At 60.5% G+C, this 14,586-nt stretch carries 8 protein-coding genes; 4 read left to right on the top strand and 4 right to left on the bottom strand.

Going from position 1 to position 14,586, the window contains the following annotated elements; translation table 11 throughout:
* Together CMV30_RS06085 and CMV30_RS06090 are read right to left on the bottom strand one after the other, a co-directional pair.
* On the bottom strand, positions 1-1,371 hold the full coding sequence (locus CMV30_RS06085) for a GH1 family beta-glucosidase (RefSeq protein WP_245844414.1): 1,371 nt from the start codon (positions 1,369-1,371) through the stop codon (positions 1-3).
* Positions 1,368-3,416 carry a glycoside hydrolase family 2 protein gene (locus CMV30_RS06090; protein WP_175414749.1) on the bottom strand — a complete coding sequence of 683 codons (2,049 nt, stop codon included), beginning with the start codon at positions 3,414-3,416 and terminating at the stop codon, positions 1,368-1,370. The genes CMV30_RS06085 and CMV30_RS06090 overlap by 4 nt, the downstream gene beginning before the upstream one ends.
* Positions 3,417-3,787: 371 nt before the next feature.
* On the opposite strand from CMV30_RS06090, the gene CMV30_RS06095 reads away from it, so the two are divergent.
* The 3 genes from CMV30_RS06095 (at position 3,788) to CMV30_RS06105 (ending at position 9,015) form a co-directional block, all read left to right on the top strand.
* Positions 3,788-6,883 carry a TonB-dependent receptor gene (locus tag CMV30_RS06095; RefSeq protein WP_175414750.1) on the top strand — a complete coding sequence of 1,032 codons (3,096 nt, stop codon included), beginning with the start codon at positions 3,788-3,790 and terminating at the stop codon, positions 6,881-6,883.
* A 153-nt stretch (positions 6,884-7,036) separates the two neighbouring features.
* Positions 7,037-8,797 (top strand): sodium:solute symporter family protein, encoded by a 1,761-nt coding sequence (locus tag CMV30_RS06100; RefSeq protein ID WP_096055191.1) that lies wholly within the window; start codon positions 7,037-7,039, stop codon positions 8,795-8,797.
* Between the two features lie 20 nt (positions 8,798-8,817).
* Positions 8,818-9,015 (top strand): hypothetical protein, encoded by a 198-nt coding sequence (locus CMV30_RS06105; protein ID WP_096055192.1) that lies wholly within the window; start codon positions 8,818-8,820, stop codon positions 9,013-9,015.
* A 33-nt stretch (positions 9,016-9,048) separates the two neighbouring features.
* On the opposite strand, the gene CMV30_RS06110 is transcribed toward CMV30_RS06105, so the two are convergent.
* Complete coding sequence (locus tag CMV30_RS06110) at positions 9,049-10,473, bottom strand: PQQ-dependent sugar dehydrogenase (protein WP_096055193.1); 1,425 nt, start codon at positions 10,471-10,473, stop codon at positions 9,049-9,051.
* Between the two features lie 171 nt (positions 10,474-10,644).
* Entirely contained in the window at positions 10,645-13,776 is a 3,132-nt protein-coding gene (locus CMV30_RS06115; RefSeq protein WP_175414751.1) for a TonB-dependent receptor, read from the bottom strand.
* Positions 13,777-14,241: 465 nt separating this feature from the next.
* On the opposite strand from CMV30_RS06115, the gene CMV30_RS19320 reads away from it, so the two are divergent.
* Positions 14,242-14,568, top strand: coding sequence for a hypothetical protein (locus CMV30_RS19320; protein WP_175414752.1), 327 nt, complete (start codon positions 14,242-14,244; stop codon positions 14,566-14,568).
* Positions 14,569-14,586: the final 18 nt, after the last annotated feature.

Raw genomic sequence — 14,586 nt, forward strand, 5'->3', positions numbered from 1 at the left:
TTAAACCAGCGCATTTTCCCGCACGACCTGGCTGTACCAACGTCCGCTCGCTTTCGGCGTGCGCACCTGGGTTTTGAAGTCCGTGTAAACGATGCCGAACCGGCGATCATACCCGTCCGCCCACTCGAAGTTATCCATGAACGACCAGGCGAAATAACCGCTGACGGGCACGCCGTCGGCGATGCTGCGGCGAAGTTCGCGCAGACAGGCGCGGATGTATTCGAGCCGGTGAATGTCGAACACTTCGCCCTTCACCGGGGGCAGATCGTTGTAGCCCGCGCCGCTCTCCGTGATGACCACATCCTTCGCGCCAAAAACTTCTGCGGCAAGGCGGGGGCCCCAGTACATGCACCGCGCGTTGAGCTTCAGCCAGGGGCTGTCTGCGGTGGGAAAATTTTCCGGATAAGCGATATGCTGCGGACCTCCGTCGGCGCCGCGCCTGACGATCTCGCCTGAGTAAATATTGAGCCCGAGAAAATCGGTCGGCTGGGCAATGAGTTCGAAATCGTTCGCCGCGATCTTCGGCAGCCAGCCTTTCGTGTGTGCCAGATAATTTTTCCCGTACTCGCCGCGGTACATCGGCTCGAGGATACGCGCGTTTCTGCGCGCAAACTGCTCATGCGCCGCCTCGATATCCGGCGCGGTTTCCGTGAGCGGGATCGTCACGCGCGAATTATCCGTGAGGCCGACGCGCGCGTCCTTTCCTCCGTGTTCGCGCACCGCGCGCACACCATGGCCGTGACAAAGCATCGCATGGTGAAACGCCTGGTTCACGACCTCGGGCTTTTCTTTGCGACCCGGCGCATGGCGGCCAACACCGTAACCGTTTTCCAGAAAGACGCCGATTTCGTTGAGCGTGATCCAGTTTTTCACGCGATCTCCGTAAGCCTTCACGATCTCATCCGCATAATCGGCAAACGCATCGACCACCACCCGCTCCGGCCAGCCGCCTTTATCCTCGAGCACCTGTGGCAGATCCCAGTGAAACATCGTCACCCACGGCGTGATCCCGCGTTTGAGCGACGCGTCGATGAGCCGGTTGTAGAAATCGACTCCCCGCGTATTCAGAGTCCCGGCACCAGTCGGAATGATGCGCGGCCACGCGATCGACAGCCGGTAGTGTTTCATGCCTAGCGCGGCCATCAAATCGAGATCCGCTTCGTAGCGGTGGTAATGATCGCACGCGACATCGAGGGTGTCGCCGTTGTGCGTCGCACCGGGTTTGCGTGAGAATACATCCCAGATGCTCGGGCTTTTGCCATCAGCATCGAAGGCGCCTTCGATCTGAGGCGCCGCGGTGGCGACGCCCCAGGCAAAGCTGGCGGGAAATTGGCAGGAGGCAGACGGGACGGAGAATTTCATCAGGCTCATGGGGTTTTGTTTCGAAAATTCCAGACACACTCATCGCTCAGCGCTCCGGACTCGTGCGAGCCCCGCGCGACGATGCGGTTGGCTCCTTCCGCCAGGAGTATCTTCCAGCGAAAGAGATGATTTTCGCTCGTGATTTTCCCTTGGGAAACGCCATTCACGAACAGCTCAACCTCCTTCGCATTGGAGTACACTTTGACCTCGATGCCGCTTTCGGTGCGCTCGACATAGCGGCGGCTGGCGATGTGCAGCACCGGAGTTTTGCTCCAGTTGGCTTGGTACCAGAAAAACGCGTCCTTCTTCGTTTTTCGGTCATAGGTGATGAGTCCCTTGTCGTTAATCCCGGGCGCAGCGCCTTCCGAGCGCGGATCGGCGGCGAAATCGAACATGTTCCAGATGAACTTTCCCCACAGATACTCACGGTCGCGCATCGCGTTCCAGTGCAGCTCGTGAAAATGCGATTGGTATTCCTCGGGGTGCCACTCGCCGCCCGGCGCGGGCTTGTTCGCCGGATCGTCATGATGATAGATGTTCGCTCCCGCGCCGTACTCGCTGACACCGAGCTTGAGCTTCCGGAACCGCTGGTGAACGCCATCGATCCACGCGGCGAAGTCCTTCGCGTCGCCGCCATACCAGCCGATGTACTTGTTGAAGCCGAGAAGGTCGGTGTGAAAGTTCTTCACGTCCTCCGGTCGATGATGCGACGCGTATACAGAAAGCCGTGACGGATCTTCTTCGCGCACGAGTGGGGTGAGTTCCGCGATCAGAGCGTTCGCTGCGGGCCCGTTGATCTTATGCGCGCCGCTACCCTCGCCCATCTCGCGGGTTTCGTTGCCCACGCCCCAGAAAAAAATGCCCGGGCGGTTATAGTTCTGGCGGATGAGTTCCCGGAGCTGCTGCTTCGCGTTGTCGGTATAGGCGGGAGTCGGGTCCACTTCGTTCACGACGGGAATCTCCGCCCACACGATCATTCCGTGCTCGTCGCACAGATCGAACCAAAGTTCTGACTGCGGGTAGTGAGCCACACGCACCGCCGTCGCGCCCATTTCTTTAATCAGCGCAAAATCCTCGCGATCATCCTCCTCGCTGATTGCCCAGCCTTTGCCCGCGCGATCCTGGTGACGGGAAACGCCATGCGCGGCGAAGGGCTTGCCGTTGAGGAAAAACCCTTTCTCAGGGTCGACGGCGAACGAGCGCAATCCGATGCGCTGCGTGACCTCGTCGCGAATTTTTCCATCCACGAGCACCGTCACCGTCACCGAATAGAGCGCAGGATCAGCCGGGCCATCCCAGAGGCGCGGACGTTCCACGACGATCGTTTGCTCGCAATGCGCGCCGCTCACCGCCGCCACGCTCGCCGCACTTTCCCGGGAGAAAACCGTCGCTCCCGCAGAATCGCGCACAACCGTCCGCACCCGGGTGGATGCTTCGCGCTCGGAATCGTTCTTGAGTCGGATGACCGCCGCGATTTCAGCCCGCTCTGCGGAGACTTTTGTCTGCGTGAGATAAATGCCATCCGACGCATGATCGAGGACATCCACGTGGACGTCATCCGTTGTGAAGAGACGCACGCCGCGATAAATGCCGCCGAAAAACGTGAAGTCCGCCGAGATCGGCGCGAGACCGTCGGGGGCGTTGCTCACACGAACCGCGAGTGTGTTTTCACCGTCACGTTCGAGCGCGTGGGTGAGATCGAAACGAAAACGCGCGTAGCCGCCGTGATGTTCGCCGACGGATTTCCCATTGAGGAAAACGGCGGCGTTACGATTCGCGCCTTTGAACTCGATGAACACGCGTTTGCCGCGCCACGCCGGATCGACCGTGAACGTCTTCACATACCAGCCCTCGCCGCGCGCATAATCGTCACCGCCGTCCGCGCCATCCTTCGCGTTCCACGTATGCGGCAGAGTTACCACCGGCCAGTCGGCCGACGCTTGCACAGCTGCATCGCTCGTCGGCTGTTCGCCAAAGTGGAAATGCCAACGCTCATTAAGCGACATCTCGCTTCGCGACGCACGCGCAGGTGCGACCAGCGTAAAGACAGACACAAAAGCGCAGACCATCCTCAACAAGGGAGGGCGTGAAAAAGCAGGCAGTGCGATCATGCGTGGGACAAGGGGGCGAAATCGAGGGGTGACAGCATTCGTCAAAAGGACGGCAGCTGCGGGGCGGGGTTCTGAACGTGGATGAGCCTACACCAAAAAACCGCGCCGCTTCATCCCTCATTAGAGGGGGATCGCTCTGGAGACGTCCCCGGGATTTATCGACTACGCGAGCACCCCTCTAAAGAGGGATGAAGCTCAAAAACATTTTCGATATTCTGTCGGAGCATCGAGACACCCCGTCACTGACGCGCGCCCCAGCCGTCAGGTCTCGCACCCCTAACATACGGCCTCGCGCCGGCTTCGACCCCCTGCTCATGAACCGCAAACCTACCCGACTCCTATTCATCGTGAGCCTTGCGCTCGCCTTCGTGCTACCCGCCGCCGCCCAGACTCCCGGCGCCGCCACCGGCACCATCACCGGCACTGTCCTCAATCCGCTCACCCGCGAATATGTCCGCAACGCCGAGGTGCGCGTCGATGGCACCGATATCACTGCCACCACCGAATCAGGCGGCGCCTACCGCCTGCCACGTGTCCCCGCAGGCACGGTCACCGTCACGGTAAGTTATTCCGGATACAGCTCGTCTTCTGCCCAGGTCGTTGTCGCCGGGGGAGAAACCGTCACGCGCGACTTTGAAATCTCCAGCGCCGAAACAAGTTCACCGGACGGCGGAGTTATCCAGCTCGACGCGTTCGTCGTGGCCAGCGAGCGCGAGGGCAACGCCAAGGCTCTTCAAACCCAGAAAAAATCCATGACCATGAGCCGCTCAGTGGCCTCCGACGCTTTCGGCGACGTCACCGAGGGCAACGTCGGCGAATTCCTGAAATACCTCCCCGGCGTCGAACTCGAATACGTCGAAGCCGACACGCGCGGTCCGCGCCTCGGCGGCCTTGGATCTGAATACACCAGCGTGACGATGGACGGCCTCGGTGTGGCGAGCGCCGATGCGTTCACCCAGTACGTAGCCTTCGAAAACTCCGCCGCCGGTACCTCCAACCGCTCCTTCGGCTTCGAGCAGGTTTCCATCAACAGCATCGAGTCCATCGAGATCAACCGCGTGACCGCCGCCTCCATGGACGCCAGCGCCCCCGCCGGTAACATTGATCTCAAGACCAAACGCGCTTTCGATCTCAAGGGCCGCCGCATCGGTCTGAACGCCAGCACCGTTTTTAATTCCGAGGAGTTCACCACGGGAAAAACACCTGGTCCTGACGACAGCATCAGCCGGAAATACAAACCCAACTACAGCCTCGATTATTCCGACGTCTTCTTCGGCAACCGCCTCGGCATTCTCTTCGGCATCAGCGAATCCAATCTCTATAACGAGCAGTACCGCGTCGATCACACCTACAACCGCACCCAGGTCGCCGGAACCGATTCGCGCCCACAAGTCCTCACGCAGATTCTGCTCAAGGACGGACCGAAGTGGACCAAGCGTTTCACCAGCACGCTGACCGCAGACTTCCGCGCATCCAGCGATCTCACGCTTTCGCTCAGCGTCGGCTACAACGGTTACGACGCCCGCTTCTACAACCGGCAAGTCACCATGCAGGCCGGCGCCAATAACACCGGCGCCACCACAGGACGCCAGAACGTCTCTGGAGACGGCGTGCTTGCCTACGGCACCAACGGCACCAGCACGGCCGCCAGCCGCCAGGTCGTCATGGGCGGAGGCAACGGCGTCAAACTCTCCCACACCACCACCATCAGTCCCCGCTTCGAATATCGTAAGAATGACTGGGTGATCGACGGTGCTTACTCGTATTCACGCGCCGACAACAACTACGACAATCTCGTCCGCGGCACGGTCGCCAACACACCGGTCAATAACCTCACCGGCGTCAGTTTCAACGCCACGCGCTCCGGTGGCGGCGAGGCCGATTGGAAGTTCACGCAGACGGGCGGCGCCGACTGGGCCAGCCTGTCGAGTTACCTCAACCCACGCATCTCGGACGACAATCGTCAGGATAAAAACGAGCTCAATCAGGGGCAGCTCAACGTGCGCTACACGCTGCCCACTCAGCTCCCCATCTTCATTCAAGCCGGCGGCAAGATCACCGAAAGCCACCGTGTCACGAGCAACAGCAACACCTACGATGTCTGGCGCTACATCGGGCCCGGCGGCGGAGCGACCGGCTCGTTCGCGGGTTTCAACACACCGTTCCAGCTCTACGGCGCGGGCAATCAAGTCGGCGCGCAATTCACCTCGCTCAACGGTGGCGGCGGTCCCGCGTTTCCCAACCGCGAGGCGCTCGGCGCGCTCTTCCGGACCAATCCGGAATATTTCGAGCGCGGCGAAAGCACCGGCATCATCACGGTCGCGCAATATGAGCAGGGCGTTTACACCAACAATCCGACCTTCGACATCACCGAGACAATCCCCGCCGCCTATCTCATGGGCAACACGCGCATCTCCGCCCTCCAGCTCCAAAGCGGTATCCGCTTCGAAGAGACCAAGCTTGAATCGAAGGAGCTGAATCCTCACTCGACCGACGAGATCGTCGCGGCCGGATTCCCCGTCAACGCCTCGGGCGTTCCCACCACCTGGGCCGGCATGGATTACAAATATGCCGACCGTCCCCGGGTCACGCGCGAAGGCAAGTATCACAACTTCTTCCCCAGTCTGACCGCCAAATATACGATCATGCCCAACCTCCTGGCCGACATCGGCTGGGGCAAAACCATCAAGCGCCCGAACCTCAATCAGATCGCCGGCACCCGCCAGATCAACGACACCGCCGAACAGGTTATCACACCCAATCCGAACCTCCTGCCCGAGCGTTCTGAGAAGGTCGTTGCCGCGCTGAGCTATTTCTTCGGCCGCAACAGCAGCAGCAACCTGCAAGTGGTCGCTGGGTACAACAAACTCACCGACCAACAGATCGGCGCGACGCTGACTGCTACAGAGTACGGCAACACCGATCCCGCGCTCGATGCTTACGACTTCATCAGCTTCACCAACGCGGACAGCCCGGTCACCTTCAAGACCCTCGAAGCCTCCTTCCTTCAGAACCTCACATTCCTGCCCAAGGCGTTTCGTGGCACATCGGTGAACGTTTCCTACACGCGCACCCAGACCGACCGCCGCGTCTACGGCGCCGTCCCCCACTCCGTCAAAGGTGGAGTCAGCTACCGCTATAAACGCTTTTTCATCTCGATGAACGGCGTCTGGCGCGACGACTCTCCGTGGTTTCAAGGCACCCAAAACCGCTACCTCAAATCCAACGTGAAGTACGATCTGAGCAGCAGCTTCAAGCTCACCGATAATGTCAGCCTCTATCTCTCCGGTCGTAACATCTTCGAGGTGCCGCATCGCATCTACGAATCCAGCAACGGCAATCCTGACGTGATCTTCCGCTACGAAAATTACGGCACCAACTGGTCCATCGGCGTCAAAGCCACTTTCTGATCCTGACACCCGAAGTTTTCTGAGGCGTCAGCAAACGCACCGCCCACCGCAACAGAGCGGCCGTTTAACCCGGCCGCTCTTTTTATCGGCGGGCAAAATCTGCGCAGAGATCAGCCTCGGCCCCATCCCCGGTTTGTCATCCATTCCCTTCCCATGAACGCACTCTTCGCCTCCGTCGGAGGTTCTGTGACCAGTTCAGCCAGCAACATCCTGCTCGAACTTGCGCCGGTGGACTACCTGGTCCTCGCCGTCTATTTCGCCTTCGTGATCGGCATCGGCTGGGTCCTGCGCAGCCACCAAAAAACCAGCAGCGACTACTTCGAGAGCGGTCGTTCGCTTCCCGCGTGGATCTGCGCGCTCGGCTTCATCGGCGCCAATCTCGGCGCGCAGGAAGTCATGGGCATGGCCGCATCCGGCGCGAAGTACGGCATCTCGACGAGTCACTTTTATTGGATCGGCGCGATTCCGGCCATGGTGTTCGTCGGGATTTTCATGATGCCGTTCTACTACGGCTCCAAGGCGCGCTCGGTCCCCGAATACCTCAAGCTGCGCTTCGACGAGAAGACCCGCGGCTTCAACGCGATCACCTTCGCAGGCATGACGGTTTTCTCCTCCGGCATATCGATGCACGCCCTCGCCATCCTGATGCAGGCCATCCTCGGGATGAACTACCACGTCTGCATCGCCGTCTCCGGCCTGATCGTCCTCGTGTACATTTACACCGGCGGCCTCACCTCCGCGATCTACAACGAGGTCCTCCAGTTTTTTCTCATCGTGCTCGGCTTCCTCCCGCTCGTCATCCTCGGCCTTCAGGACATAGGCGGCTGGGACGGGCTGATGACTCAACTCGGCCTGTATTCGGAATCCAAGGGCATGCCGGGTGCCTGGTCGTCCTCATGGTCTCACATGGGCGACGCCAGCGCCAACCCGATGGGCGTGGAGTGGTTCGGCCTGGCCATGGGCCTCGGGTTCGTCCTCTCGTTTGGCTATTGGTGCACCGACTTCCTCGTCGTCCAGCGCGCCATGGCCGCGGAAAACATGAACGCCGCCCGGCGCACGCCGATCATCGCGGCAGTCCCCAAGATGCTCTTCCCCGCGCTCGTGATTCTGCCCGGCATGATCGCGGTCGCACTTGTGCAGAAGGGCGGCGAACTCAACCTGCCCATCACGCCGTCAGGTGAAACCGACTACAACATGGTGGTCCCCGCGTTAATCGCGAAATACTTCCCTAATGGCATGCTGGGCATCGGCCTGACCGCGCTCATGGCGTCGTTCATGTCGGGCATGGCGGGCAACGTCACCGCTTTCAACACGGTCTTCACGTACGATCTTTATCACAGCTATATCCACAAGAAGGCGAGCGATGCCGAGCTCCTCCGCGTCGGCCGCCTGACCACGGTCGTCGGTCTGCTTATCAGCGCCGCGTGCGCTTACGCCGCGAGGGAGTTCAACAACATCATGGACATGCTCCAGCTGGTGTTCGGCTTCGTGAACGCCCCGCTCTTCGGCGTGTTTCTTCTCGGCATGTTCTGGCGGCGCAGCACCGGCCACGGCGCGTTCTTCGGGCTGCTCATCGGCACGCTCACAGCGATGGGCTTTCACGGTCTCACGTTACCTGGCGCCGGGGTGGAGGCCGGCATCAAGGGCGGCTGGCTCGGCGCACAACACTTCTTCCGGAGTTCGATGGCGCAGAATTTCTGGATGGCGATCTTCGCCTTCGCCGCGTGCTTCCTCAGCACCATCGTCATCTCGCTCGCGACCAGACCCAACAAGACCGACGACGAACTGCGCGGCCTCGTTTATTCGCTCACCGAAAAACCGAAGGACGACGGCGCCGCGTGGTACGCGCGGCCGGTTACGCTCGGCGTCATCGTCCTGGCCTGCACCTTGGTCCTCAACGTCCTCTTCTGGTAACCCTCAGCGCCCTAACTCTCATGCAACTCGACGTCCGCCTCCCCATGGGCCTGCTATTCCTCATCCTCGGCGTGATCCTCACCGGGTACGGCTTTTTTTCAGACCCGGCGATCTACGCGACACACTCGCTCGGCCAGAACGTGAACATTCTTTGGGGCATCGTCTTCAGCCTTTTTGGCCTCTCGATGCTCTATCTCGTTAGCCGGAAAAAATCCTAGGCGTCAGCCCGTCCGGCTGCGTTGTTACCTTGGTCACTTCACCGGCACGAGCCGCACGATGCGGTCGGGGCCGTTCATGACAACGTAGAGCAATCCATCGGGGCCGCTCGCCACGTCGCGCAGCCGGGCGATGTCTTTCAACATCACCTCCTGGTGCGTCACTTGGTTGTTCTCGATCACCACGCGGCGCAGCTCCTGTTGCGCGAGCGCGGTGACGAAAAGATTGCCCGTCCATTTCGGAAATGCGCCACCTTCGTAGAAATCGATGCCGCACACCGCGATCGACGGCGTCCAGTGAATGACCGGCTGCTCCATGCCGGCACGCGCGGTTTCGCCCGTGATCGGCGTGCCGTTGTAATTCATGCCGTAGGTGATCACCGGCCAGCCGTAGTTGAGTCCCTTGGACACGATGTTGAGCTCGTCGCCGCCGCGCGGGCCATGCTCGGTTTCCCAGAGCACGCCGGTGCGCGGATCGAAGTCCAGGCCCTGAGGGTTGCGGTTGCCGAAGGTCCAGATCGAGCCGATCGCCCCGGGCTCGTTCACGAACGGATTATCCGCCGGGATGCGTCCGTCGTCATGGATGCGGTGGATCTTGCCGTTGGGTCGCTTGATGTCCTGCGCGTGTTCCTGCGTACCGCGCTCGCCATGGCTGAAATAGAGATAACCTTTTCCATCGAAGGCGATGCGGCAGCCGTAGTGAACGCCACCGGCGCGACGGTAGGTTTCGAGCGGCGCAGTCCAGATCGCCTCTTCGTCCGTCCAAGCGCCGTCGCGGATTTTTCCGCGCACGAGTTTGGTCATGGAAACGTTTTCACCCTGCGCGTTTTTCGCCGGGTGGCTGAATGCAAGGTAGATCCAGCCATTCTTCGCATAATCGGGATGCGTCGCGACTTCGAGCAGGCCGCCCTGCCCGCCCGAGTTAACCTCCGGAGTGCCCGCCACCGGAGCGCTGAGGAGTTTCCCGTTTTCAACGATTCGCAGCGTGCCAGGTTTTTCGGTGATGAGCATCCGACCGTCGGGCAGCCACGCGAGCGACCACGGTTCGCGCAGGCCGTCGGCGACCGTTTCGAGAGTGAATGTGTGTTGCTCGCTCTTGATTACCGCATCGCTGGATGGCTGGGCAACTGAAGTGCGGCTGCGTTGATAATCGATGCGTTGCTCCCGGATGAAAACGACCAGCGCGCGAATCTCCGCATCGGAAAACGCGCCGCCAAACGCCGGCATCCCCGCCTCCGCCGTGCCCTCACGGATGATACGCGTGAGCGTCGCGTCGTCGCCACCGTAGCGCCACACATCATCCAACATGCTTGGCGATGTGCCGCCCTGAAGTTTTGCGCCGTGGCAGCTCGCGCAGAACTGGGCGTAGAGTCCGCTGGCCTCCCGCTTCTGGGCGAAAGCCGCAGGCGCGAGCAGCGTTGAGGTCAGGGCAAGCAAAAGGCCGTGGCGGAAAACGTTCATAGATCAGGTCGTTGTCTGCTGCGGACGAAAGCCGGGGGCGTGCCGACGGCAAACGCGGTGAAGTCTTTCTGTACGAATCGCCTCATCGCCAGCGACCCTCCCCTGAAAACGAAAAGCCGGGCCGCTCCTTTCGGAACGCGCCCGGCTTCAAATCACCTCTATGCGGCTGGCTTAGAAACTGCCCTTCACACCGAGCGTGAAGCGTGCGCCGAACTGGCCGTGGCGTTGAATCCAGGCACGTTGCTCAACGAACTGCACGGACTCTTCATCAAACACATTGCTCACGTTGAAGAAGATCGTGGCGCTGCGGTGCAGCTTGTAGTCCATGTTCAGGTCCACCTGCTTGCGGGCGGCGGTGTACTGGACGCGGTTGCTGCCGTTGCCGCCGTTTGGAAGCGTCGGCGTGATCACGCCCGTGTTGCTCACGGTGACTCCGGTGATCGCGCGGATGCTCTGATCGCGCCAGTTGAATTTCACCTGCGTGCTGAAGCGCTTCCACTTCCAGCTCACACCTGCATTAGACGCCCATTCGGCGATGCCGTCTTCCGCGGTGAGACTGAAGAGACGCACATCCTTCGGCTTGATGTAGGTGACGTTGGCGAAGACGCCGAGTCCGCGGAGCGCGCCCGGGAGGAAGGAGAGTTGCTGCGAGTAATCCGCCTCCAGGCCCCACACGGAGCTGTCACCGCCGTTGACGTTTTGCGCGATGAAGGCCCCGTTGACGGCTGTGGCATCGTAGCCGAGCTGGGCGATGGCTTCGGGAATGTTGCTGGGATCGATGGGGCTGGTGGTCTGGAGCTGGATATCCGTGATTTCCTTACGAAACGCGCCAAGCGAGATCACGCCGACGGGCTCGAAGTAATACTCCACGCGCACGTCGAAGTTATGCGCCGTCTCAGGCTTCAAGGTGGCGTTGCTCACCGTGAAGGTCGGCGGGATGCTGTCGTTCACGCTGATGCCACCGGCCACATTGCCGAAGTCGGGACGCAGGATGGAGGCGAAATACGCGCCACGGATGACGAAGTCGCGGCTGGGCTCATAGCGCACCTGCATAGACGGGAAGAAATTGTCGTATGATTTCTCCTTGGTAATCCGCTGGCCGTAACGCGCCTGAATGTAGCCGGGGGCGTTGGTGTTGGTCGTGCCGGAGATCGTGACGGCGCGCGCCCCGCCGATGTCGTCAAACGCGCGACCCTCGGTCGTGGTTTTTTCGTAACGCACGCCAGCGAGAACTTGCAGCTCCTTGTTCACCTCGACCGTTGCCATCGCGTAGCCGGAATAGATCTGCTCCTTGATGTCCCACATGCTCTGGAGCTTGTTGCGGAGATTGTTTCCCACGTTCGCGTTGAACGGCTGCTGCGCAGTGGTCGTCGTGAGAAACGGATCGGTGTTATAGGAGCGGAAGAGATCGTAGAGTTTCCACTTGTCCGGCGATGGAGCGGGACCGACCACGCCGTTCACATCGACGATGGATTCACCTTTTTGGAAATCGGGGATGTAGGGGTCGCGGTAGTTGCCGAGGTTGATGCCGCCTGCGGCTGGGTTCGCGTTGAGTGCCCAGGAGGGATTGAAGTTCTCAATGTCACGGACTTCGAGGCGGCTGTCCGCGCCGACTTTGAACGTGGTCGGCAGCGACCAGTGGTCGAACTTGATCTTGAGATCGCCGCGGGCGGTCCAAACCTGGTCCTTTGAGTTGCGCTCCTCGGCATTCACCGACGCGCCGCTATTATAGTTGGAGAGATCGAGGAGACTGGCGTTGTTGCTGGCCGTCGCGCCCGAGCCGGTCGCGATCTGGCGGATCTGGATGCCCGTCTCGGTGGGCAACGAGTAATTCCAACTCACGCCGTTCATGCGGGCTTGGACTTGGGAAAGGAAACCTTCTGCGACGGAGTCATACCAGTTGCGCGCATTCGAGTAAGACAGCGAGCCGTCGAACTCCAGGTTGCCCAACTTCCAATTCATCGACGGACTGATGCTGAACGTCGCGCCGTATTTGCGGAGGTTGCTGCCCTGAACCGTGGCGGTGGAGTTGGTGGCCGTTGCCGAGGTGGACGTGCTCGTCGCCGAGGTCGCCGTGCGATTGGTGAGCCCGGCTCCCGTGCCGGTGAGATTTCCGGTCGTCGTGTCGTAGGCCACGTTGCTGGTGTTCGCGGTCATCACCCAGTTGCGGTTATGAAACGGCGCATCGTAGGTGTTGTAGCTGCTGCGGAGTGAGAGCGTGAGATCGTCGCTGGCCTTGTAGTCGAGATTGACCACCACCGAGTCGCGCCAGGTCGGCTTGAGCCCGTCTTGCATGTTGAAGCTCGTGATGACCGGGAGCTCTTCCTGGTTGTTGTTCGCATTCCGGTCGAACTGGTAGGTCGGAATAAAGATCTTCTGCTCCACATAGGAACCGGAGTGGCTGACGCCGGCGACGACGCCGAGACGTCCGCCCAGGAATGTATCCGAAAACTCCACGTTACCACCGGGCTGCCACTTGTAATGCTCGCGGTTGTCCCAGCCCATGGTGCGGCCGGCGTCGAGCGTGTACTCGTTGATGTTGAAATTGGCGTTATACTTTATCTGGCGGCCCTTCTGGCTGAAGGCGCTTTTGCTTTTGACGTTGATGCTGCCAGTGAGACCGGCAGCGGGCATGTCGGCCGTGGGGCTCTTGTTGACCTCGACGGTCTCGAGTGTCGCAAGCGAGACCTGCTCGAATTCAAACTGACGGCCCGTGGCGATATTGGAGGATGCGGCGTTCGCGAGAGGATTTCCGTCGAGCGTGACGTTCGCATATTTTGGCGAAAGACCGCGCACGCGCACCGTGCGCACGTCGGCCTCGACGTAATCCACCGAGATGCCGGGGAGCAGTTTCAAAAACTCGCCCACATTGCCTTCGGTGACATCGCCGAACGCGTCGGACGCGATCACGGTCTTGATGTTGAGCGCCTGCTTCTGCTCCACGATGGCCTTCGCGTTACCCTCGCGCTGCGCACCGACGGTGAATGCAGCCAGCTCGATGGTTTCACTGCCATAATCCTTGCTGGTGAGCGCGAGCTCCGGGTTCACCGTGCCGGTCTCGGGCACAGTGACGGACTGCTCAAGGCGATCCAGACCGGTGTAGTTGACGGCGACCTTGGCCTCGCCGGCGGCGACGTCGGAGAACGTGAAATAACCGCCATCACGCGTGACGGTGGTGCGGTCGGAACCGACAAGCTCAACCTGGGCATTTTTGAGATACTGGCCGGTGCTGCTGTTCAGCACGCGGCCGGAGATGGTACCGGCTTCCGCAATACTTGCGGCGAGCGCGGCGATCAGGGACATGGAAAGAACTCCAGGAACGATGGGCAGGGACTTGGATCGCGAGAGACGCGATCCGGTTGGCGGACGTTTTTGCATAACTACAGGGTGGTTGGTGTTGGTGATGTCTGGTTCAGGACAAAGCAGTCGCTACCGGAAGTGATCCGGGAAAAGCCGTCGCCCCCCAGCGATGCGCGCTCAGGTATGCGTGGACGGAAAAGGGTATCCGCCCGCCGGGCACAATCAGGGGAGGCTGGGAGGTCTGCGCGGTTTAACACCGCAACGTCAAAAACCCCTTCAATAATTTTCCCGCACAGAAGTACTTTATTTCAAAAACGTTTCTTCAACCGCCTATCCGACAACAGGACGCCGTAGCGTGCTGCTAAGAAAAAATGCCAAGGCGATCAGCGCGGACCAAGTGAGGAAACGCGTCAGGTGGGACTTCATAAATAAGCCCCATCGCGACGCGGGTTTTGAGTCGCCAGTATAATGGGGCTGATCCGTAGTCGTCAGACCAACATGTGCCCCTGCCTGAAACCTTTGGACGACGCGTTGAAGCTGCGCGGAGCAAAAGAGACTTTTCGCGGCCAGGCGTGGTCGGAGAACTGCCGCGAGTGGGCCTACTATCAAGTGGTCCTCGTGCAGCCGAGCGTGCGCGCTTTTTATCAACTGCCTGATTCCGTCGTCGATCATGCGCATCTGGGAACGCACGATGGCGCGGAGTCGGGGTTTGTGTGCACACTGCATCACGATGCCATCATGGGCGAGCATCCGGCCAGGGCGCGCGCCGGTATTGCAACCATCGATCCTCGCTGACGCACCAGGAGCTGATCC

Origin of the sequence: Nibricoccus aquaticus (assembly GCF_002310495.1) — a bacterium.
Taxonomy (GTDB): domain Bacteria; phylum Verrucomicrobiota; class Verrucomicrobiia; order Opitutales; family Opitutaceae; genus Nibricoccus; species Nibricoccus aquaticus.

Bases quoted from the DNA above. Each gene is read 5' to 3' on its own strand.
- CMV30_RS06085 (WP_245844414.1), bottom strand. From the start codon at position 1,371: ATGAGCCTGATGAAATTCTCCGTCCCGTCTGCCTCCTGCCAATTTCCC.
- CMV30_RS06095 (WP_175414750.1), top strand. From the start codon at position 3,788: ATGAACCGCAAACCTACCCGACTCCTATTCATCGTGAGCCTTGCGCTC.
- CMV30_RS06100 (WP_096055191.1), top strand. From the start codon at position 7,037: ATGAACGCACTCTTCGCCTCCGTCGGAGGTTCTGTGACCAGTTCAGCC.
- CMV30_RS06105 (WP_096055192.1), top strand. From the start codon at position 8,818: ATGCAACTCGACGTCCGCCTCCCCATGGGCCTGCTATTCCTCATCCTC.
- CMV30_RS06110 (WP_096055193.1), bottom strand. From the start codon at position 10,473: ATGAACGTTTTCCGCCACGGCCTTTTGCTTGCCCTGACCTCAACGCTG.
- CMV30_RS06115 (WP_175414751.1), bottom strand. From the start codon at position 13,776: ATGTCCCTGATCGCCGCGCTCGCCGCAAGTATTGCGGAAGCCGGTACC.
- CMV30_RS19320 (WP_175414752.1), top strand. From the start codon at position 14,242: ATGGGGCTGATCCGTAGTCGTCAGACCAACATGTGCCCCTGCCTGAAA.